General features: G+C 42.3%; 20 protein-coding genes. 11 read left to right on the top strand and 9 right to left on the bottom strand.

The features are described from left to right. Positions 1 to 103: 103 nt before the first annotated feature. Positions 104 to 535, top strand: coding sequence for a hypothetical protein (locus tag J0X13_RS10555; protein WP_207071375.1), 432 nt, complete (start codon positions 104 to 106; stop codon positions 533 to 535). 16 nt (positions 536 to 551) lie between these two features. Here the strand turns inward: J0X13_RS10555 and J0X13_RS10550 are convergent, their stop codons facing one another. Next, positions 552 to 1,499 carry a RimK family alpha-L-glutamate ligase gene (locus tag J0X13_RS10550; protein ID WP_242535701.1) on the bottom strand — a complete coding sequence of 316 codons (948 nt, stop codon included), beginning with the start codon at positions 1,497 to 1,499 and terminating at the stop codon, positions 552 to 554. A gap of 116 nt (positions 1,500 to 1,615) precedes the next feature. On the opposite strand from J0X13_RS10550, the gene J0X13_RS10545 reads away from it, so the two are divergent. The 5 genes from J0X13_RS10545 (at position 1,616) to J0X13_RS10525 (ending at position 6,727) form a co-directional block, all read left to right on the top strand. After that, complete coding sequence (locus J0X13_RS10545) at positions 1,616 to 2,281, top strand: succinate dehydrogenase cytochrome b subunit (protein WP_207071374.1); 666 nt, start codon at positions 1,616 to 1,618, stop codon at positions 2,279 to 2,281. 2 nt (positions 2,282 to 2,283) lie between these two features. After that, positions 2,284 to 4,287, top strand: coding sequence for a fumarate reductase/succinate dehydrogenase flavoprotein subunit (locus J0X13_RS10540; RefSeq protein ID WP_207071373.1), 2,004 nt, complete (start codon positions 2,284 to 2,286; stop codon positions 4,285 to 4,287). A gap of 6 nt (positions 4,288 to 4,293) precedes the next feature. Beyond that, positions 4,294 to 5,040: a succinate dehydrogenase/fumarate reductase iron-sulfur subunit gene (locus J0X13_RS10535; RefSeq protein WP_207028877.1), complete on the top strand. Its 747-nt coding sequence runs from the start codon at positions 4,294 to 4,296 to the stop codon at positions 5,038 to 5,040. A 69-nt stretch (positions 5,041 to 5,109) separates the two neighbouring features. Next, positions 5,110 to 5,589 carry a very short patch repair endonuclease gene (locus tag J0X13_RS10530; RefSeq protein ID WP_207071372.1) on the top strand — a complete coding sequence of 160 codons (480 nt, stop codon included), beginning with the start codon at positions 5,110 to 5,112 and terminating at the stop codon, positions 5,587 to 5,589. Next, a complete protein-coding gene (locus tag J0X13_RS10525) occupies positions 5,582 to 6,727 on the top strand; it encodes a methionine aminotransferase (RefSeq protein ID WP_207071371.1) in 1,146 nt (381 codons plus the stop codon). The genes J0X13_RS10530 and J0X13_RS10525 overlap by 8 nt, the downstream gene beginning before the upstream one ends. A gap of 11 nt (positions 6,728 to 6,738) precedes the next feature. On the opposite strand, the gene J0X13_RS10520 is transcribed toward J0X13_RS10525, so the two are convergent. Then, a complete protein-coding gene (locus J0X13_RS10520; RefSeq protein WP_207071370.1) occupies positions 6,739 to 7,443 on the bottom strand; it encodes a helix-turn-helix domain-containing protein in 705 nt (234 codons plus the stop codon). Positions 7,444 to 7,582: 139 nt separating this feature from the next. Here J0X13_RS10520 and J0X13_RS10515 point away from each other — a divergent pair, with 139 nt between their 5' ends. Continuing rightward, the gene (locus J0X13_RS10515; RefSeq protein WP_207071369.1) at positions 7,583 to 7,903 is read left to right on the top strand and encodes a hypothetical protein; all 321 of its coding nucleotides are present in this window, start codon (positions 7,583 to 7,585) and stop codon (positions 7,901 to 7,903) included. On the opposite strand, the gene J0X13_RS10510 is transcribed toward J0X13_RS10515, so the two are convergent. The 7 genes from J0X13_RS10510 to trhO all read right to left on the bottom strand — a co-directional run bounded on the left by J0X13_RS10510 (position 7,889) and on the right by trhO (position 15,294). Further along, entirely contained in the window at positions 7,889 to 8,407 is a 519-nt protein-coding gene (locus J0X13_RS10510; protein WP_207071368.1) for a GNAT family N-acetyltransferase, read from the bottom strand. The genes J0X13_RS10515 and J0X13_RS10510 overlap by 15 nt on opposite strands. Positions 8,408 to 8,727: 320 nt before the next feature. Then, positions 8,728 to 9,384 (bottom strand): CoA transferase subunit B, encoded by a 657-nt coding sequence (locus J0X13_RS10505; RefSeq protein ID WP_207071367.1) that lies wholly within the window; start codon positions 9,382 to 9,384, stop codon positions 8,728 to 8,730. Positions 9,385 to 9,386: 2 nt separating this feature from the next. Next, entirely contained in the window at positions 9,387 to 10,088 is a 702-nt protein-coding gene (locus J0X13_RS10500) for a CoA transferase subunit A (RefSeq protein ID WP_207071366.1), read from the bottom strand. Between the two features lie 100 nt (positions 10,089 to 10,188). Continuing rightward, a complete protein-coding gene (locus J0X13_RS10495) occupies positions 10,189 to 12,519 on the bottom strand; it encodes a transglycosylase domain-containing protein (protein ID WP_207071365.1) in 2,331 nt (776 codons plus the stop codon). Then, positions 12,519 to 13,010 (bottom strand): gliding motility lipoprotein GldH, encoded by a 492-nt coding sequence (locus J0X13_RS10490; protein WP_207071364.1) that lies wholly within the window; start codon positions 13,008 to 13,010, stop codon positions 12,519 to 12,521. Before J0X13_RS10490 ends, J0X13_RS10495 begins: the two co-directional genes overlap by 1 nt. Continuing rightward, positions 13,000 to 14,160, bottom strand: coding sequence for a PSP1 domain-containing protein (locus J0X13_RS10485; RefSeq protein WP_207071363.1), 1,161 nt, complete (start codon positions 14,158 to 14,160; stop codon positions 13,000 to 13,002). Before J0X13_RS10485 ends, J0X13_RS10490 begins: the two co-directional genes overlap by 11 nt. 102 nt (positions 14,161 to 14,262) lie before the next feature. Continuing rightward, positions 14,263 to 15,294, bottom strand: a complete 1,032-nt coding sequence (gene trhO, locus J0X13_RS10480) for an oxygen-dependent tRNA uridine(34) hydroxylase TrhO (RefSeq protein ID WP_207071362.1) — start codon at positions 15,292 to 15,294, stop codon at positions 14,263 to 14,265. Between the two features lie 272 nt (positions 15,295 to 15,566). Here trhO and recA point away from each other — a divergent pair, with 272 nt between their 5' ends. From recA to J0X13_RS10460, 4 genes are all read left to right on the top strand, one after another. After that, positions 15,567 to 16,574 carry a recombinase RecA gene (recA, locus tag J0X13_RS10475; RefSeq protein ID WP_207028844.1) on the top strand — a complete coding sequence of 336 codons (1,008 nt, stop codon included), beginning with the start codon at positions 15,567 to 15,569 and terminating at the stop codon, positions 16,572 to 16,574. A gap of 97 nt (positions 16,575 to 16,671) precedes the next feature. Beyond that, positions 16,672 to 17,112 carry a hypothetical protein gene (locus J0X13_RS10470; protein WP_207071361.1) on the top strand — a complete coding sequence of 147 codons (441 nt, stop codon included), beginning with the start codon at positions 16,672 to 16,674 and terminating at the stop codon, positions 17,110 to 17,112. Between the two features lie 26 nt (positions 17,113 to 17,138). Further along, entirely contained in the window at positions 17,139 to 17,669 is a 531-nt protein-coding gene (locus tag J0X13_RS10465) for an RNA polymerase sigma factor (RefSeq protein ID WP_207028841.1), read from the top strand. An 8-nt stretch (positions 17,670 to 17,677) separates the two neighbouring features. Then, positions 17,678 to 19,132: an outer membrane beta-barrel protein gene (locus tag J0X13_RS10460; RefSeq protein ID WP_207071360.1), complete on the top strand. Its 1,455-nt coding sequence runs from the start codon at positions 17,678 to 17,680 to the stop codon at positions 19,130 to 19,132. The last annotated feature ends 167 nt before the right edge of the window (positions 19,133 to 19,299 follow it).

The following is a 19,299-nucleotide window of genomic DNA, read 5'->3' as shown; positions in this document are numbered from 1 at the left end:
ATTGTACCAATTCGTAAACACCATTGATTGATTATACTCAAAAGGACCCATTGCCTAAATCTATTTTTAATGGATACTATTCATTAAAACCACTAGAGAAACTATGCAGCGTGTCAAAGATTTACAATTTTTTAAAACCATCAGGGAAATCAGGGAATACGAATTTCGGGTGTTCTATTTCTTTAATGGATTGGTCATTTCCGAAATGAAGGAAGGAGAGATCTTTGATTGGTCAGTTGCTGAAAAAATTATAGGGGTAGCCAACGAGGTTTTAGGAAAAGACGAACCCCTTGCCTATATCAGCAACCGAATCCATAATTACCCGGTTGCTCCCACGGATTGGTTAAAATTCTATAAACATCACAATCAACTGGAATTTTATTCTGTAGTTGCCTATAACCAAAGTGGATTGGCTAGTTTGGTGTTGGAAAAAATGTTCTTCCGAAATAAAATACGTCAATTTTGCAATCTGGAAGACGCTATAAAATGGAGCGTGAACGAGGTCAACAAAAAAATAATGGAACAGCCCGGGTAAACTAGGGCGAACCAACTTATTTCCTGTTTCTTCTGCCGTTCTTTTCCACAAATTGAACAATAGATTTGGCGACATTTACCCCCGTGGCGGCCTCAATGCCCTTAAGACCGGGAGAGGCATTGACCTCGATCAACAAAGGCCCTCTTTTTGATCTTATCAAATCCACACCGGCAACACCAAGCCCCAGATGCTTGGTTGCGTTGATGGCCATGAATTTTTCTCGTGGGGTCAGTTGTACTTTTTGGGTCTCTGCCCCCCTGTGCACATTGGACCTAAAATCATCAAGTTCACTGGTTCGCTTCATACCGGCCACAATTTTGTTGCCCACCACTACTATTCTCAAATCTTCTCCATTGGCCTCTTCGATATACTCCTGTAGCAAAATGCTGGTGTTCATATTGTACAACGTATCTATCACGGATTTTGCCGACTTTTTGCTTTCGGCCAAAATAACCCCTTTACCCTGGGTGCCCTCCTGTAGTTTTATGATTACAGGTGCACCGCCCAAAAGTTCTATCTGATCTTCAACATTGTTTGGGTTGATGGAAAACACCGTGTTTGGAACGGAAATGCCCTTTTTGGACATCATCTGTAAGGTAGAAACCTTATTTCTTGCCCTAATGATCCCCAATGACTTCGCTGTACTAAAAACATGGTTCATCTCAAACTGCTTTACAATAGCCGCTCCATGTCTGGTCACCGTGGTGCCTATTCTTGGGACAACAGCATCGAACTCATTCGTGATATCCTCTCTTCCATAAAAAATTTTTGGTTGCTCCCCTCCCAATTGTACAGAGCATTTCGTATGGTCAATATGCTCCACGTAATGGCCTTCCTTTTCAAATTCCTCGGCAATCCTAGCTGTGGAATACACATTAAGGCTTACGGAAAGAATGGCGACATCCATGTTTTTTGCATTGGTTTGAAAATCAACCGTAATATCGGTTAAAATTCGCAAAATCAAATCCCGAAGGATTAAATCCCAGTAGCTTAAAATGAATCTAAATAAACGGTTTTACAATGTTGAAAGCTTGTTAAAAACTCATCCGTACTGTATTTTTGTGTAAAAACTAACTTCTAATGAGTTTGATAAAATCTTCGTTGGCCCGAAAATATGTAATGGCCCTATCGGGTCTTTTTTTGGTCACATTTTTGATTCTTCACGTGACCATCAATTTGGCCTCGGTATTTTCCCCGGAATTTTTTAATGAAGCATCCCACTTTATGGGTTACAACCCTATCGTACAATTTTTGATGCAGCCTATTTTAATTGCAGGTGTGATCATACATTTTGTTATGGGCTTTGTTTTGGAAATCCAGAACAAAAAGGCCAGGGATGTAAGCTATGTTAAGTACAAAGGCAGCGCGAACGCACCTTGGGTTTCCAGAAACATGATTTACTCCGGTTTGGTGATCCTTGCTTTCTTGGCATTGCACTTCTACGATTTCTGGGTGCATGAAATGGCCTATAAATATGTTGAGGCCAATCCAGAGGATCCAACACGTTACTATCACGAAACGGTCGAGAAATTCGAACCGATTTGGAGAACCGTTCTTTACGTGGTTGCCTTTGTGTTGCTAAGCCTGCACTTGTGGCACGGCTTTGCCTCCTCGTTACAATCCATGGGTGCGAACAATAAGTACACCGATGGATTCAAAAAATTTGCTAAAATATTTGCGGTAGTGGTACCCTTGGCATTTGCATTTATCGCCATATACCACCACCTTAACCCAATAACACATTAAGTATGGGCATATTGGACTCTAAAATTCCATCTGGGCCGTTGGCCGACAAATGGACCAAGCATAAAAACGACATCAATCTAGTTAACCCTGCCAACAAAAGGAACATCGACATCATTGTCGTAGGTACAGGACTTGCAGGTGGTGCCGCATCAGCTACTTTGGCCGAGTTGGGTTACAATGTAAAAACATTCTGTTATCAAGATTCTCCACGTAGGGCCCACTCCATTGCTGCCCAAGGTGGTATCAACGCAGCAAAAAACTATCAAGGAGACGGCGATAGTAACTACCGCCTTTTCTACGATACCATAAAAGGTGGAGATTACCGTTCCCGTGAAGCCAACGTTTACCGATTGGCAGAAGTATCGGGCAACATTATTGACCAATGTGTGGCACAAGGGGTTCCCTTTGCCCGCGAATATGGCGGCATGTTGGACAACCGTTCTTTTGGTGGGGTACTCGTATCAAGAACCTTCTATGCGAAAGGACAAACCGGGCAACAATTGTTGCTTGGGGCCTACGCTGCGATGAACCGTCAAATTAACCGTGGTAAGATCCAAGCCTTCAACCGTCATGAAATGATGGATTTGGTTTTGGTGGATGGCAAAGCGAGAGGTATCATCGCCAGAAACCTGGTAAACGGTGAAATTGAAAGACACAGTGCCCATGCAGTGGTTTTGGCAACTGGAGGTTACGGAAATGTATTCTTCCTCTCCACCAATGCCATGGGAAGTAACGTAATGGCCGCATGGAGAGCACACCGTAAAGGCGCTTTCTTTGCCAATCCATGTTTTACACAAATCCACCCAACCTGTATTCCTGTTTCAGGTGACCATCAATCCAAATTGACATTGATGTCCGAGTCGCTAAGAAATGATGGACGTATTTGGGTACCTAAGAAAAAAGAAGATGCCATTGCCATTCGCGAAGGCAAACTGAAGCCAACGGAACTGGCCGAAGAAGATAGGGATTACTATTTGGAGAGAAGATATCCCGCATTCGGTAACCTGGTGCCTCGAGATGTGGCTTCCAGAGCTGCCAAGGAACGTTGTGATGCCGGCTTTGGAGTAAACAAAACTGGTGAAGCCGTGTTCTTGGATTTCGCATCTGCTATTGAACGTTACGGAAAGGAAAAAGCCCTGACCTCTGGAATTAAAAATCCAGACAAAACAACCATCACCAAATTGGGTGAAGAGGTTGTGGAGGCCAAGTATGGAAACCTATTCCAGATGTACGAAAAAATCGTAGATCAGAATCCATATAAAACTCCAATGATGATCTATCCTGCGGTACACTACACCATGGGCGGTCTTTGGGTAGACTACAACTTGCAGACCACCATTCCTGGTTGCTACGCAGCAGGAGAGGCCAACTTTAGCGACCACGGCGCCAACCGTTTGGGAGCTTCCGCCTTGATGCAGGGACTGGCCGATGGATATTTTGTACTGCCTTACACTATAGGTGATTACTTATCCGATGATATTAGAACAGGTGCCATTCCAACAGACTCCAAGGAGTTTGAGGAGGCGGAGCAACAGGTCCGTGAAAGAATGGAGAAGTTGACGGGCGGTTCAGGAATCCACTCCGTGGACTACTACCATAAAAAACTGGGCAAGATCATGTGGAACAAATGTGGTATGGCCCGTAACGAAAAAGAACTGAAAGAAGCCATAAAGGAAATTTCCGCGCTAAGAAAAGATTTCTGGGAGAATGTAAAAGTTCCCGGAAGCATCAATTCCAAAAACCAAGAGTTGGAAAAAGCTGGACGTGTTGCCGACTTCTTGGAACTGGGAGAGCTTTTCGCCAAAGATGCCTTGGAGAGAAACGAATCCTGTGGTGGACACTTCCGTGAAGAGTACCAGACCGAAGAAGGCGAGGCGCTCCGCGATGATGAAAACTTTAAATATGTGGCCGCATGGGAATACAAAGGCGAGCCAAAAGATGCCAAATTGCACAAAGAGGATTTGGTATACGAAAATATTGAACTGAAGACACGATCCTACAAATAAGAAGCTATGAAATTATATCTAAAAATATGGCGTCAAAAAGACGCATCCTCACCTGGAAAAATAGTTGATTATACCCTAGATGGTGTAGAAGGTGATATGTCGTTCTTGGAGATGCTGGATATTTTAAATGAAGACTTGATCTCCAAAGGAGAAGAACCCGTAGAGTTCGACCACGACTGCAGGGAAGGTATCTGTGGTATGTGCTCCTTGCAGATCAATGGTGAACCCCATGGTCCGGATAGAATGGTGACCACTTGCCAATTGCACATGCGCAAGTTCAATGATGGGGACACTATTGTTATTGAACCGTTCCGCGCCAAAGCATTCCCCGTGATCAAGGACTTGGTTGTGGACCGAAGCGCTTTTGACCGCATTCAGCAAGCTGGTGGATATATCTCCGTGAACACTTCCGGTAACACGGTAGATGCCAACACCATCCCAATTAACAAATACGCAGCGGACGAAGCCATGGATGCCGCCACCTGTATTGGTTGTGGTGCCTGTGTAGCGGCTTGTAAAAATGCGAGTGCCATGTTATTTACCTCTGCCAAAGTTTCGCAATTTGCCTTGTTGCCTCAAGGAAGAATCGAAGCTACGGAACGTGTGCAAAATATGGTTCGCCAAATGGACCTGGAAGGTTTCGGTAACTGCACCAACACAGGAGCTTGTGAAGTGGAGTGCCCTAAAGGTATTTCCTTGACCAACATTGCCCGAATGAACCGTGAGTACTTATCCGCTACGTTAAAGGGATAAACACCTCATGTTCACATAAAACAAAACCCAAATTCCATTAGGAGTTTGGGTTTTTTGTTAACTTACGGTATGCCCAAAAAATACCAAAAAGAGCGTATAAAAGTACCTCGTTTCAATGAGGAATCCGGTTTTTACACTACACCCGAGCGTTCCAAGATCATGGGGAAAATTCGTGGCAAGAACACCAAACCGGAGCTTGCCTTTAGAAAAGCGTTATGGCAATCGGGATACAGATATCGTATAGATTACAAAAAGCTCATTGGAAGGCCTGATATTGCATTAAAAAAGTACAAAACCGTCATATTTATTGATGGGGAGTTCTGGCACGGGCATAATTGGGAGGAACGCAAACATAAGATAAAGAGCAACCGCGAGTTTTGGATTCCTAAAATTGAACGCAACATACAACGGGACCAAGAAGTGAACGAAGCATTGGAGCAAATGGGTTACACCGTGTTCCGCTTTTGGGAAACCGAAGTGAAAAAAGACTTGGAAAGTTGCCTGGAAAAAGTCCTCAACGCTTTAAAAGAACATCACGCCAATGATTGAACCACTATCTAAACTACCTTATGTGGGTACTACCATTTTTACAACCATCAGTCAGCTGGCAAGTGCCCACAATGCCATAAATCTATCCCAAGGATTTCCAAACTTTGACCCCGACCCAGAACTTCTGAGACTCGTGAACGAAGCTTATAAAAAAGGAAACAATCAATATGCACCTATGCAAGGGGCTCTATCCCTTCGGGAGGCCATTTCAGAAAAAATTGAGCGCTTGTATGGTAACTATTATCATCCAGAATCTGAAATCACCGTTACGGCCGGTGCAACCCAAGCGATTTTCACTACTATTGCTGCCTTTGTGCACCCCAAAGATGAAGTGATTGTTATAGAACCCGCCTTTGATTGCTACGAACCCGCCATATCCCTTTTTGGTGGCAAAAGCGTCGCGATGCCCTTAGAGGGGAATGATTTTAAAATGAATTGGAGCGCTTTTAAATCGGCCATAACCTCAAAAACCAAAATGGTCATCTGTAATACTCCGCAAAATCCTACGGGCACCATTTGGTCTAAAGACGATATGCTACAGCTTCAAGAAATTTTAAGGGATACAGATATCATATTGTTGAGCGATGAGGTTTATGAACATATTGTTTTTGATGGCAAGTTGCATGAGAGTGCGGCGAAATATCCAGATTTGGCTGCCAGGAGTGTCATTTGTTCATCGTTTGGTAAAACATTTCATGCCACTGGTTGGAAAATGGGCTATTGCGTAGCCCCAAAACCCTTGATGTGGGAATTTCAAAAAGTGCACCAGTTCAATGTCTTTTCGGTGAACCATCCGCTGCAACTTGCTCTAGCCCAATACTTAAATGACCCTCAGCATTATCTAAAGCTCGGTGGTTTTTATCAAGAAAAACGGGATGCTTTCTTAAATGGCATCAAAGACTCCAGATTTAAAATGGTTCCTTCGGCCGGTACTTATTTTCAATTGTTGGAGTATTCGGACATCACAGACGAAAAGGATACGGACTTTGCGGAACGTTTGATCAAGGAACATAAACTTGCGAGTATTCCTGTCTCTGTATTTTGCAAGGCGGATTATGACAGGAAATTCCTTCGGTTTTGCTTTGCGAAGACCAACGATGTTTTGGACAAAGCCTCCCAAATATTGAATTCAATTTGAGTGTTGAGGGGTTAAAACTGCTTTTTCACAACCTTAAAGACCTGCAATACATCATCCAGAGGCAGTTCAAAATCCTGAAACTCCGGCGACGTATTCAAGTTATGGCACATGAGCGATTTATGTTGCTTGTGATACCCTGTAAGCCGCTTACAGATAATCCTGTCCGTACAAACCAATATGTAAGATCGGTTCCAATAGGTTTCATTGTTACGGGTCAAAGATTCTTTTTTGATTTCCAACCCAAGCACATAGGATTTATTCGGAATGGCAGCTGCACTTTTATCGTCCATGGAATCACCGGACACTTCAAAAATGCGATGGGGTTCATCGGTCAAAAAGTCAATAATAAATCCACCTTGAAACGGATTGATGAGGTTATCCTTCTGTACATCCTTTATGTACTTTTGATGCCACTCCACCAATACAAGCGGAGCCATTACCAAATACTTTCCATGCTCCAAAGGGTAAAAAACACTGCCATGTTTGATAAAAGGCTGTCGTTTGGTATAGGCCTCTCCCATATCGTTGACCTCATGCATGTATAGCTCTGCAATGGTGAGCCCAAAATACTCTGCGATCTTGGTGAGGTTTTTAATAGGAATGTTGGCGTCCTTGCGTTCGTAGAGTTGAATAGTACGCAAACTGACCCCAATTTCTTTACCCAATTGTGATTGACTGATACTATTTTTTCTCCTTAACTGCTTAATTATATACATTTATTTCTATATTGTGTAATATTGTTACGCAATATGCACTTAACGCAGCAATTTATCTAGTTTTCTGTAATTGGGTTACAGGCCAAATATAGAAAATAGGATAAGACCCCGACATATAAATCATAAACACAAAATATGTATGGGTTCAATCAAAGGCCTCGGGCCGCTTGTAAAAACTGAATTGATTTTTGGTGAAGAAGATTACGGAAAGCCAATTACCGAACAACTTTCCGAAGTGCTGAGAAGGAATACTTCCAAAAATGATTTTGCCAATATTGCCATAAAGAGCAATATGAGCTTTTCCACTATCCGAGATGTGGTTTACCGGACCAATAGTCTAACAAAGTTAAATGCCCATGCCATTTCCCTGCTTATCCATGCGGCATTTGAAAACACTATTGCCCATAAATTACAGGCTGAAGGGGACATGCTTTATCTTGGAAATTTATTGAACATTTAACTGTAGCAACCAATCTGTTTGTTTGTCGCTGCCAATGTAGTACGGATGTTCCCCAAATTTTACAAACCCATGCTTTTGATAAAAACGAATTGCATTTGGATTGTGCTCCCAAACCCCTAACCAAATGTAGACCTTACCCAAGGTTTTGGCCAATGCGGTTATTTGTTGGAGCATCCAAGAGCCTATCTTTTTACCTTGATGGTCGCCCAATACGTAAATACGTTCAATTTCCAAGGCGCTGGGATCGTGTACGTCGGTCTGTGCCATATCAATATTCAATTTAAAGTAGCCGACAATTTCATCATCATCAAACACAAAATAGAAAAGACTGTTCCTGTTCGCCAGTTCTGCGGCAAGCTTGTCGGGGTGGAACGCCTCTTTAATGTATGCTTGGAAATCTTCGGGGTCGTTGTCCTTCTCAAAGGCTTCGGAAAAAGTGTTTTTGGACATCACGACCAAGGTTTCCAAATCAGATTTGACACATTCCCGAACAGATAAGGGCATAGCAATCGCTTTTGCCTAAAATTATTGCAAAAAAAAGAGCCTAACAAAACGTTGGCTCCATATTTTTCAGGGGGGATAAATACTGATCTATAGCATAAAAAGCTTCTTGATCAAAAGCATAAAACCTGTGAAAAAATCATTTCTGTAAACTTGTACATTTTCGTCCATCGTAGTTTTTGATTTTAGTGCCATGGTTACGGGGTTTAACGGTGTTAATTTGGGTAAAAATTTCGATATAACCAAATATATTATCGATGAATGGCAATTTAAAACTTATGTTGTGTAATCCCTTGTTTTTGTTGTAAAAAAGCAAAGGATATTTATGAAATATTCATTTCGGGAATATCTCCTTCCACCACTAATTCACCTTCAGTGGCCTCTTCGATTTCTTTGACCGAAACACCAGGAGCCCTTTCCAGTAATTTAAACCCATCCTCGGTAACTTCCAATACGGCAAGGTTGGTCACAATGGTGGTTACACAGCCAACCCCGGTCAATGGCAAGGTACATCGTTTCAATAATTTGGATTTTCCTGCTCGGTTGGTATGCATCATGGCCACAATGATATTTTCCGCGGATGCAACCAAATCCATGGCACCGCCCATTCCTTTCACCATCTTTCCAGGAATCTTCCAATTGGCGATATCACCATTTTCAGCAACTTCCATGGCACCCAAAATGGTCAAATCCACATGCTGCCCCCTAATCATGGCAAAACTCATGGCCGAGTCAAAAAAAGAAGCTCCGGGCAAAGTGGTTATTGTTTGCTTACCGGCATTGATAATGTCCGCATCCTCTTCTCCTTCAAATGGAAATGGACCCATACCCAATACACCGTTCTCACTCTGGAACTCAACACTTATATCGTCACGTACAAAGTTGGCGACCAAGGTTGGTATTCCAATACCAAGGTTCACGTAATATCCGTCCTTCACCTCTTTTGCAATTCGTTTTGCTATTCCGTTCTTATCTAACATAATTATGCTTTCTGTCTTACTGTTCGTTGCTCAATTCGTTTTTCGAATTTGTCTCCTTGGAAAATACGCTGTACAAATATTCCCGGTATGTGAACCTCGTTCGGGTCGAGGCTTCCTGCTGGCAAAAGTTCTTCCACCTCCGCTACGGTTATGGTTGCAGCTCCGCACATACAAGGATTAAAATTACGGGCTGTTCCTTTAAAAATAAGATTGCCGGCCTCATCACCCTTCCAAGCTTTTACAAAAGCATAATCCGCTTTAAAAGCAGGCTCAAGCACGTACATTTTACCGTCAAATTCACGCGTTTCTTTTCCCTCTGCCACTTCGGTTCCGTATCCCGCAGGAGTATAAAAGGCAGGGAACCCTGCTTGTGCCGCCCTACATTTCTCGGCCAGCGTTCCTTGAGGTGTCAATTCCACTTCGAGCTCACCACTAAGCATTTGACGTTCAAACTCATCGTTTTCGCCGACATAGGAGGAAATCATTTTCTTGATTTGATGCTTTTGCAAAAGCAGGCCAAGACCAAAATCGTCCACCCCGGCATTGTTTGAAATGCAAGTGATATCCTTGATGCCCAAACGGACCAATTCGTCAATAGCGTTTTCGGGTATTCCACACAGGCCAAACCCGCCCAACATAAAGGTCATGCCATCTTCGACACCACTTAAAGCTTCGGCAACATTGGCAACTTTTTTATTGATCATAGAATTCTTATTTATATTCCCTGAAATTACGATTTAAATAAAAAAACCCCAAGCAAATTAAGATATGCTTGGGGCTTTATTTTGTTGAAACGGTTTTGACTTAAAAATCCAAATCGTCCAAATCGTCTTCAGTATCAATTTTTTCTTCCTCCTCATCTTCTTGCTCCTTGGAGCAATCGATATTGATCGACATTTCTTCAGGCTCTTCAAAAGCTTCTTTTGATACACCAATTTCTTCGTTGGCGTAGTTCTTTTTCATGTATAAAGCCCAAATAGGCAAAGCCATGGCCGCTCCTTGTCCATAAGCCAATCGTTCGAAATGGACGGAACGGTCCTCACCACCTACCCAAACACCGGTAACCAAATTGGGCACCATCCCCATAAACCATCCATCACTTTGATTTTGGGTGGTTCCAGTTTTTCCTGCTATGGGATTGGTCAGTTCGTAGGGGTAACCCGTTATAATTTCTTTGTACACGGTTTGGTCCTTACCAAAGGTGTGTCGCAACCTTCCACCTGATCCGTATTCGGTAACCCCTTCCAAAAGGTTGACCATGGCATAGGCCACATCTTTACTCAATACATCTTTGGTTTCTGGTTTGTATTCGTAAAGCACGGTTCCGTTTTTGTCTTCGATACGGGTAACCATTACAGGTTTTACATATACGCCCTGGTTGGCGTAAGTACCGAAAGCACCCACAATTTCATAGACACTTACATCGGGCGTACCCAATGCAATGGAAGGTACCGGAGGTATTTCCTTGGTAACTCCCATACTCTTAGCTATTGAGGCTACAGAACCTGGTCCTACCCTGTCAATAAGCTGTGCCGTAACTGAATTCACCGAATTGGCCAAGGCGCTTTTTAATGTCAAATTCTCTCCAGAATACGTCCCGTCAGAGTTGTGAGGGCACCACATTTCCATATTCCCATGCTTGCCGGCCTCAATACAATATTGATTATCGGGAAGGGTGTAACAAGGCGAATAGCGCAATTGGTCAATTGCCGCAGCATATACAAAAGGCTTGAACAAAGAACCTGCTTGTCTGGCTCCTTGAATTACATTGTCATATTGAAAATGTTTATAGTCAATTCCCCCGACCCACGCTTTTACATGACCTGTTTGCGGCTCCATGGACATCATGGCGGTGCGAAGGAAGGTTTTGTAATACCTTATGGAATCCATCGGGGTCATAATAGTATCCTTTTCATAGGAATCACTGTTCCAATCAAAAACGGTCATTTCTGTTTTTTCTTGAAAAGTGGCTTCAATGTCTTTTTCGGACAGGCCTTCTCTTTTTAAATGACGCCATCTGGCCGATCGCCTCATGGCACTTCGCATAATCGTGTCGATAGCGCCTCTGGAAATATCCAAAAAGGGTGCTGTCGCATTTCTTTGCGGTGTGTTTTGATGAAAAAACTCCGCCTGAAGATTCGTCATGTGCTCCTGAACTGCCTCTTCGGCATTTTTTTGCATTCTGGAATCCACGGTGGTATAAACCTTTAACCCATCCAAATAAATATTATATTCCTCGCCGTTTGGTTTTGGGTTTTCTTTTACCCAATTGTTCAACCAACGCTGAAGATACATCCTAAAATAGGTGGCCAACCCTTCTCGGTGTGATTCTGGGTTAAAGTTGATTTTCATCTCCAACCCTTGGAGCGAATCCTTTTCCTCTTCCGTTATGTAACCGTATTTGGCCATTTGACCTAGCACCGTATTCCTTCTGTTCAATACCAGTTCCTCTCGGCGCATAGGGTTATAAAGGGATGAGTTTTTTAGCATCCCCACCAAAACGGCGGATTCTTCCGTTCTTAAATCGGTTGGTTCTTTTCCAAAATAAATTCTGGCCGCGGAACGTATACCATCTGCATTGTTAATAAAGTCATATTGATTTAAGTACATCGCTATGATTTCTTCTTTGGTATACTGCCTTTCCAAACGGGTCGCTATCACCCATTCCTTTATTTTTTGAATGATCCGTTCTATTCCTCCAGAAGGTTTTTGCGTAAACAACAACTTCGAGAGCTGTTGGGAAATGGTACTTGCCCCACCTTTCGAGCCTAAATAGGCCACGGCCCTAAGTGTTCCCCTCGCATCTATTCCTGAGTGATCGAAATAACGGGCATCTTCGGTAGCAACCAATGCATTCACCAAATTCTCGGGCAGTCCGTCATAAGTAACTGGGGTCCTGTTATCGTTAAGGTATAGTTTGCCCAATGTTTCACCATCCGATGAGATAAACTCCGTTGCCAAATTGGTACTTGGGTTTTCCAAACGTTCGAACGTGGGCATTTCCCCGAATACTCCCCACGAAGCCAATTGAAAAATAAGTACAACGGAAAGTACTCCTGCTCCGAATAAAATCCAGAACCACTTAATAAAAGGAAGAAAATTTTGTTTCTGTTTTTTTTGACGCTTCTTTGCCATTATAATTTGGGTGCTTTTTCTATTTCCAAACCAACATCCGTTACTCCTTCTAAAACATGAAGGCCTTCCACATCGCCATTTTTACGCATGGCATGGGAAATATTCACTTTATATACGCCAGAATTCGGAAAATCGATCTTTTCCTTGTACCAAAGTTTATTTTCCTTGACGCTTCCCATACCTTTTCCCAACCATTCCCCGCTGGGTTCGGCCATTCTGTATTCCAATGTATCCTTAACGGTATTTCCGCTCGGATATTCTAACTCGGTAATCAGGAATAAATTGCTAAAGGCGAACGTATCATCATTTCTGATATTGATGAACATATTATAGGTCTGAGTGGAATCCAGTTCAGAGAACTGAAAGTCGACACCTTGGTCCATCTCCCATTTACCTTCTTGGATGGGGGTATAGTCGGAATAAACCAACGACTCATTGCAGGATGATAGAGCAAGGGCTGCAATAAGCAGTAACAAAAATTTATTTCGCATTGGAAGATGCTTTAGATTTTGGTTTTCTGCGTTTTTTCTTTCTGCGTTTTTTCTTTTTTGGCCTATCAAAACGGGTAAGGCTATCTTGACCGACTACATTTTCGAAAGTTGTTTTTTCTTCAATCAAATTGTCTGCGGCGTATTCCTCCAAACTAGCAATTTTCTCGTTTTTCTTGTTCAATTCCAAGATTTCCAATACTTGGTCTTTGCTGAGTGTATGCCATGTTGCGGGCTCATCTTTGTAGGAAAACCAAAGTGTTTCTTTAAAAATATCGGCCTTTTGGCAAAATGCGATGCCTTTTTTGGTCTTTAACTTGCAATCGGATGGTGGAAAGTTTTTAAGTGCCTCCAAATACATGTCCAATTCGTAGTTGAGGCAACATTTAAGTTTACCACATTGTCCCGCCAATTTTTGTGGGTTCAGCGCCAGTTGTTGATAACGGGCAGATGCCGTGCTAACGGACCTGAAATCCGTTAACCAAGTGGAACAACAGAGTTCGCGACCGCAAGACCCAATTCCTCCCAATCGCTGGGCCTCCTGTCTGTATCCTATTTGACGCATTTCAATACGGATGCCAAAAGCCTTGGCCATATCCTTGATCAATTGCCTAAAATCCACTCGATCATCGGCTGTGTAATAAAATGTGGCTTTGGAGCCATCGCCCTGAAACTCCACATCGCTCAACTTCATTTGAAGTTTTAATGAAATGGCTATTTCGCGGGAACGCTTTTTAATTCCTTCCTCCTTATCGCGACATTTTTGCCAAATATCAATGTCTCGCTGGGTAGCTTTTCTGTAGATTTTAGGGATGGTCTTGTCGTCCGGAGATACTTTTTTGTGTTTCATCTGTATCCTAACCAATTCACCCGTCAAGGTAACCACCCCGACATCGTGACCGGATTTGGCCTGGGTGGCCACTACATCGCCAATGGACAATGGGAGATTCTCCGTATTCCTGAAAAATTCCTTTCTACTGTTTTTGAAACGCACCTCAACACAATCAAAGGGTTTTTGATCGTTGGGCAACGACATATTGGAAAGCCAATCAAAGACTGTTAGCTTATTACAACCATCAGTGCCGCAAGTACCATTGTTCTTGCAACCACGCGGTTGTCCATCCTTGCCGGTTGAACAACTGCTACACGCCATATATAATATCTTGATTTAAGGAAACTTAAAGCAATTCCTTAAAAAGGGTTCATAAAAATTACTAGTTGTAAATATAGTACAATTTGTTGCAGTAGTGAAATGCTACTTCTTGTATTTCAAGACGGGAGAGCGACCTTTCTTGAATATTTTGTTACTGGCTCCCTTGCCTTTACGCAAACGTTTTTGTTCCTCATAGGGCAATGCGTGCACTTCCATACAATCCACGGAGCAGCAATTGTTCATTTTTTCGGCGCACTCCTCACATTGTATAAACAACAAATGGCAGGCTTCATTGGCACAGTTCACATGAGTGTCGCAAGGCTTGCCACATTGGTGACAATGTGCGATTACTTCTTCAGAAATACGTTCCCCTCTTCTGTGGTCGAAAACAAAGTTTTTGCCAAGAAATTTATTTTCCAGTTGCTTTTCGCGCACTTGTCGGGTGTATTCAATAATTCCGCCTTCCAGCTGATAGACATTCTTAAAGCCTTTATGCTTGTAATATGCACTTGCCTTTTCGCAACGTATACCTCCAGTGCAGTACATCACCAATTTTTTGTCTTCCTTGTGCTCCGCCAGGTCTTGTTCAATAATATCGAGGGAATCACGGAATGTATCCACATCGGGGGTTACGGCATTTTTAAAATGGCCTATTTCACTTTCGTAGTGGTTCCGCATATCCACCAAAACGGTGTTCTCATCTTCAATAAGTTCATTGAACTGTTCAGCACCTACATGGATACCTTTGTTGGTCACATCAAAAGTGTCATCGTTCAAACCATCGGCAACGATTTTTTTGCGGACCTTTACCTTCAGCTTTAAAAATGATTTGTTGTCCTGCTCAATGGCAATGTTCAATCGTACATTTTCCAAAAATGAGATGCTGTCCAAATGCTCCTTAAAAACATTGAAGTTGTCCGCAGGAACAGAAAGCTGAGCGTTGATGCCCTCGCGGGCCACGTAAATCCGACCAAGCACTTCCATATCGTTCCAAGCCAAGAAAAGATGGTTCCTCAGAATTTGAGGGTTTCCTATGTGTGCATATTTATAGAAAGAGATGGTGAGCCGGTCTTTTCCAGCTTCCTCAATAAGGGCTTCCCTTTCTTTTGCACTTAATGTATTGTACAGTTGCATGCTATACCTGATTAAGTTAAAGAATGGTTCTTTAAAAATGTGGGGGCAAAGATAGGAATTAATGACAGAGTAAATCAAAAGGGCCTGTTAACGGCCCCCTGATCCACTGTTTCTTGTTCACAGCTATTTTCTCCCTCATAGCAATTGTGAGCTAAAGTTAGCTCTATGTAGATGAGTTAGTACACGTAAGATGTAATGTTATTAAAAAGGTTGCGTGCTCTTTGTAGCATATTTAAAGAAATGGTATTTTAGCCTTCCTAATAATTTTTACCATGAGCAAAGAGAAAGACGCAAAATTAAAAGCCCTCAAACTTACACTTGATAAGCTAGATAAAACCTACGGCAAAGGTGCTGTCATGAAAATGGGGGACAGTGTTGTTGAAGATGTCGAGGTTATTCCTTCTGGCTCATTGGGGTTGGATATTGCCCTTGGTGTTGGAGGATATCCAAAAGGAAGGGTTGTAGAAATATATGGTCCGGAATCTTCTGGTAAAACCACATTGACCCTACATGCCATTGCAGAAGCTCAAAAAGCTGGTGGTATTGCCGCTTTTATTGATGCAGAACATGCTTTTGACCGTTTTTATGCCAAAAAACTTGGCGTTGATATCGATAACTTGATCATTTCCCAGCCCGATCACGGAGAGCAAGCTTTGGAAATTGCAGATAATTTGATCCGTTCAGGAGCCATTGACATCGTAATCGTGGATTCCGTGGCCGCTTTAACTCCAAAAAGTGAAATCGAAGGGGAAATGGGCGATTCCAAAATGGGGTTGCACGCCAGACTGATGTCACAAGCCTTGCGAAAACTTACTTCCACCATCAGTAAAACAAAATGTACGGTGGTCTTTATTAACCAATTAAGGGAGAAAATCGGCGTAATGTTCGGAAACCCTGAAACAACCACTGGTGGAAACGCTCTTAAGTTCTATGCTTCCGTGAGGTTGGATATTAGAAGGTCCACCCAAATAAAAAGTACTGATGGTGACGTACAAGGGAACAAAACCCGTGTAAAAGTGGTGAAAAACAAAGTTGCCCCGCCATTTAAAACAGCAGAGTTCGATATTATGTACGGTGAGGGAATCTCAAAAATTGGAGAAATCCTAGATTTGGGAGTTGCCTATGAAATCGTCAAGAAAAGCGGATCATGGTTCAGTTATGGAGACACGAAACTTGGTCAAGGTAGAGACGCTGTAAAATCACTTCTTTTGGACAACCCCGAACTATCAGAAGAATTGGAAGGTAAAATAAGGGAGGCCATCGCTGCGGTAAGCGAATAACCTTTTTATCGATTTTTTTAGTAGATTAACTTTTGGTTATAAAATCCTACGCAACCCTTGCTAGTACTGAACATCTAGGGAGTAAAAGGATTTTGTTATGAAAAAAGTGCTAATGCCCTTTATTTTGATTGTGGCATGCTCATGGTTCATCTCTTGTGAGGTGGACGATGATTCCCCCAATTTTTACTTTACTGCCTTGAATACTGTGGAGGCAGATGTGCCGGAATCATTTGAATTTGGTGAAACCTACGATATTGAAGTAACCTTTTTAAGACCGAATGGTTGTACCTTTTTTGAAGGTTTTGATGTGGTTCAAACTGCAGAAACCGGTCGGGATGTTGTGGTAATCGGTTCTGTGTTGACAGATGAAAACAGAGTTTGCACCCAAGCCGTTGAGGAAGTTGCGGCCACATTAAGGTTCAACGTTATTTATACCAATGAGTATACTTTTAGGTTTTATGCCGGCGATGATGCGGATGGAAATGCCACCTATTTGGAGTATACAGTTCCAGTAACGATGGCGGAACCTACAAATTAAGATAGTAATCCAGAATTGACCAACATTTGGATCTTGAAGAATTGATACATAACTGTAAAAAGGGAAATCGACAGGCACAAGCTGAGCTGTACCGGAGGTATTCCGGTATCCTTTATGGTATGTGCCTCAAGTATTCCAAGAATAAAACAGAGGCGGAGGACAATCTGCACGACAGTTTTATGACCATATTCGACAAGGTCGATCAGTTTAGCTTTAAGGGGTCTTTTGAGGGCTGGATCAAAAGGATAACCGTAAACACCGTACTTCAGAAATACAGAAAAGACCAATACCTCAACCTTGTTTCGGAAAATACAGAAGACGAAGTAGAGGTTGATACAGAGGATACGGACATTAGTCTATCCACCCTTTTGGGATATATTCAAGAGCTTCCGCACAAATACAGGTTAACCTTTAACCTTTATGTATTGGACGGCTATAGTCATAAGGAAATAAGTGAGATGTTGGGGACATCCACGGGTACCTCAAAGTCCAATTTGGCACGCGCCAAAGCAATTTTGAGGGATAAAATAGAAAAAACCAAAATAAACATTGCTTAAACAGAACAATGATGGGGAAAAAGAATTTAGAGCAATTGTTCAAAGAACGTTTTAAGGATTTTCAAGAAGTTCCAGACGAAAAAGTATGGAGCTCCATTGAAGCCTCTTTGGACAACAAGAAACAAAAAAAGCGGGCCATACCCATTTGGTGGGGTCTGGGGGGCATTGCCGCCGCCCTTGTACTGTTGCTATTGGTGTTCAATCCATTTACCGAGCAACCTGTAAGCGAACAAATGATCACGGATACGGATAATGTTACCGTTCCTCAGGAGTCAAGTACATCAGTGGAAGCGGAAAGCGAAGATTCCAATCCTGCCGCGATCACCACTGGAAAACAAGAAGGGGAATTGGCAAATACTTCCAATGGAAAGAGCCTTGAATCAAAGAACAATCAAGCAACCGTAAATAAAACAGATGAAGATAAAGCTTTATCGGTTGCCGAGAATTCGTCTTCGATTTCAAACAAGAATGGTTTACGTGGGGAAAATCAAACTAAAAACAACCGTTTGACTGATGCTGTTCCTCTTTCCGCAGAACAAAATAGTTCAAGAAACAACACTGCGATAGCTATGAATACTGGAGAACCCCAGGAAAAAAATAGTTCTGAACGTTCGGAGAAAGGCAATAAAGTTTCACCGGAAGCGGATGAAAAGGAGCAGGCTGTAAAAAAATCCATATATGATGCAATGGAAGAACAGCGTGAGGAAGAGGAAGCCGTTGCCGAAAGTAAATCCGGAAAATGGTCCATAGGTCCGTCCGTGGCACCGGTATATTTTGATGCTTCTGGAGATGGCTCGCCCGTTGGGCCCGACTTCTCTTCCAATTCAAAATCGGGAAAACTAAATCTGAGTTATGGCCTTACCGTAGCCTACGAAGTGGGGAAAAAATTAAAGATTCGCTCAGGGGTTCATCGTGTAAACTATGGATATAGCACCAACGATGTGCTTTTCTCCTCTACCTTGCGGGCAGCTTCAACGGATAAAATCGCAAATATTGATTACAGTCCAAACTCAGAATCCATTGTGGTTCAAAGTAAGGACAACGCCAAAAATACGCCGGCTGTCAATTCTAAAGAAATAGCACTGAACAATGCGCCTTCGTTAGATGGAAAAATGGTTCAACAGCTTGGATATATTGAAGTCCCACTGGAACTGAACTATGTTCTTATGGACAAAAAATTTGGTGTTGACCTTATTGGGGGCGTAAGCTCACTCTTTCTTGTTGATAATGCCGTTTTATTGGAGTCCAATGATTTGGTTACGGAAATGGGCGAAGCGAACAATATTAACCCACTGAACTTTAGTGCCAATGTGGGCATGGGTCTCAATTATAAGTTCAGCCCAAAAATAAGATTCAATGTAGAACCTGTTTTTAAATACCAACTAAATACTTTTTCCAATGTTTCAGGTGATTTTAGGCCTTACTCCATTGGTGTTTATAGCGGTTTTAGTTTTAGGTTTTAACATGTAAAAAGTTGGTTAGGAAGATTGCTCCTTTATGCAATCAATTAAGCGCTCCATTTATTTGGAGCGTTTTTTTATTGGTAAAAATCCGTGTATTTTTCTTACATTAATTACGTAAACTTGAACCAACTCCTTAGAAAATGTGAAAGCTGATCAGTTTGAAGACA

The organism is [Muricauda] lutisoli (nom. illeg.), assembly GCF_017313105.1.
GTDB classification, from domain to species: domain Bacteria; phylum Bacteroidota; class Bacteroidia; order Flavobacteriales; family Flavobacteriaceae; genus Flagellimonas; species Flagellimonas lutisoli.
This window is presented reverse-complemented; position numbering and strand designations above follow the sequence as displayed.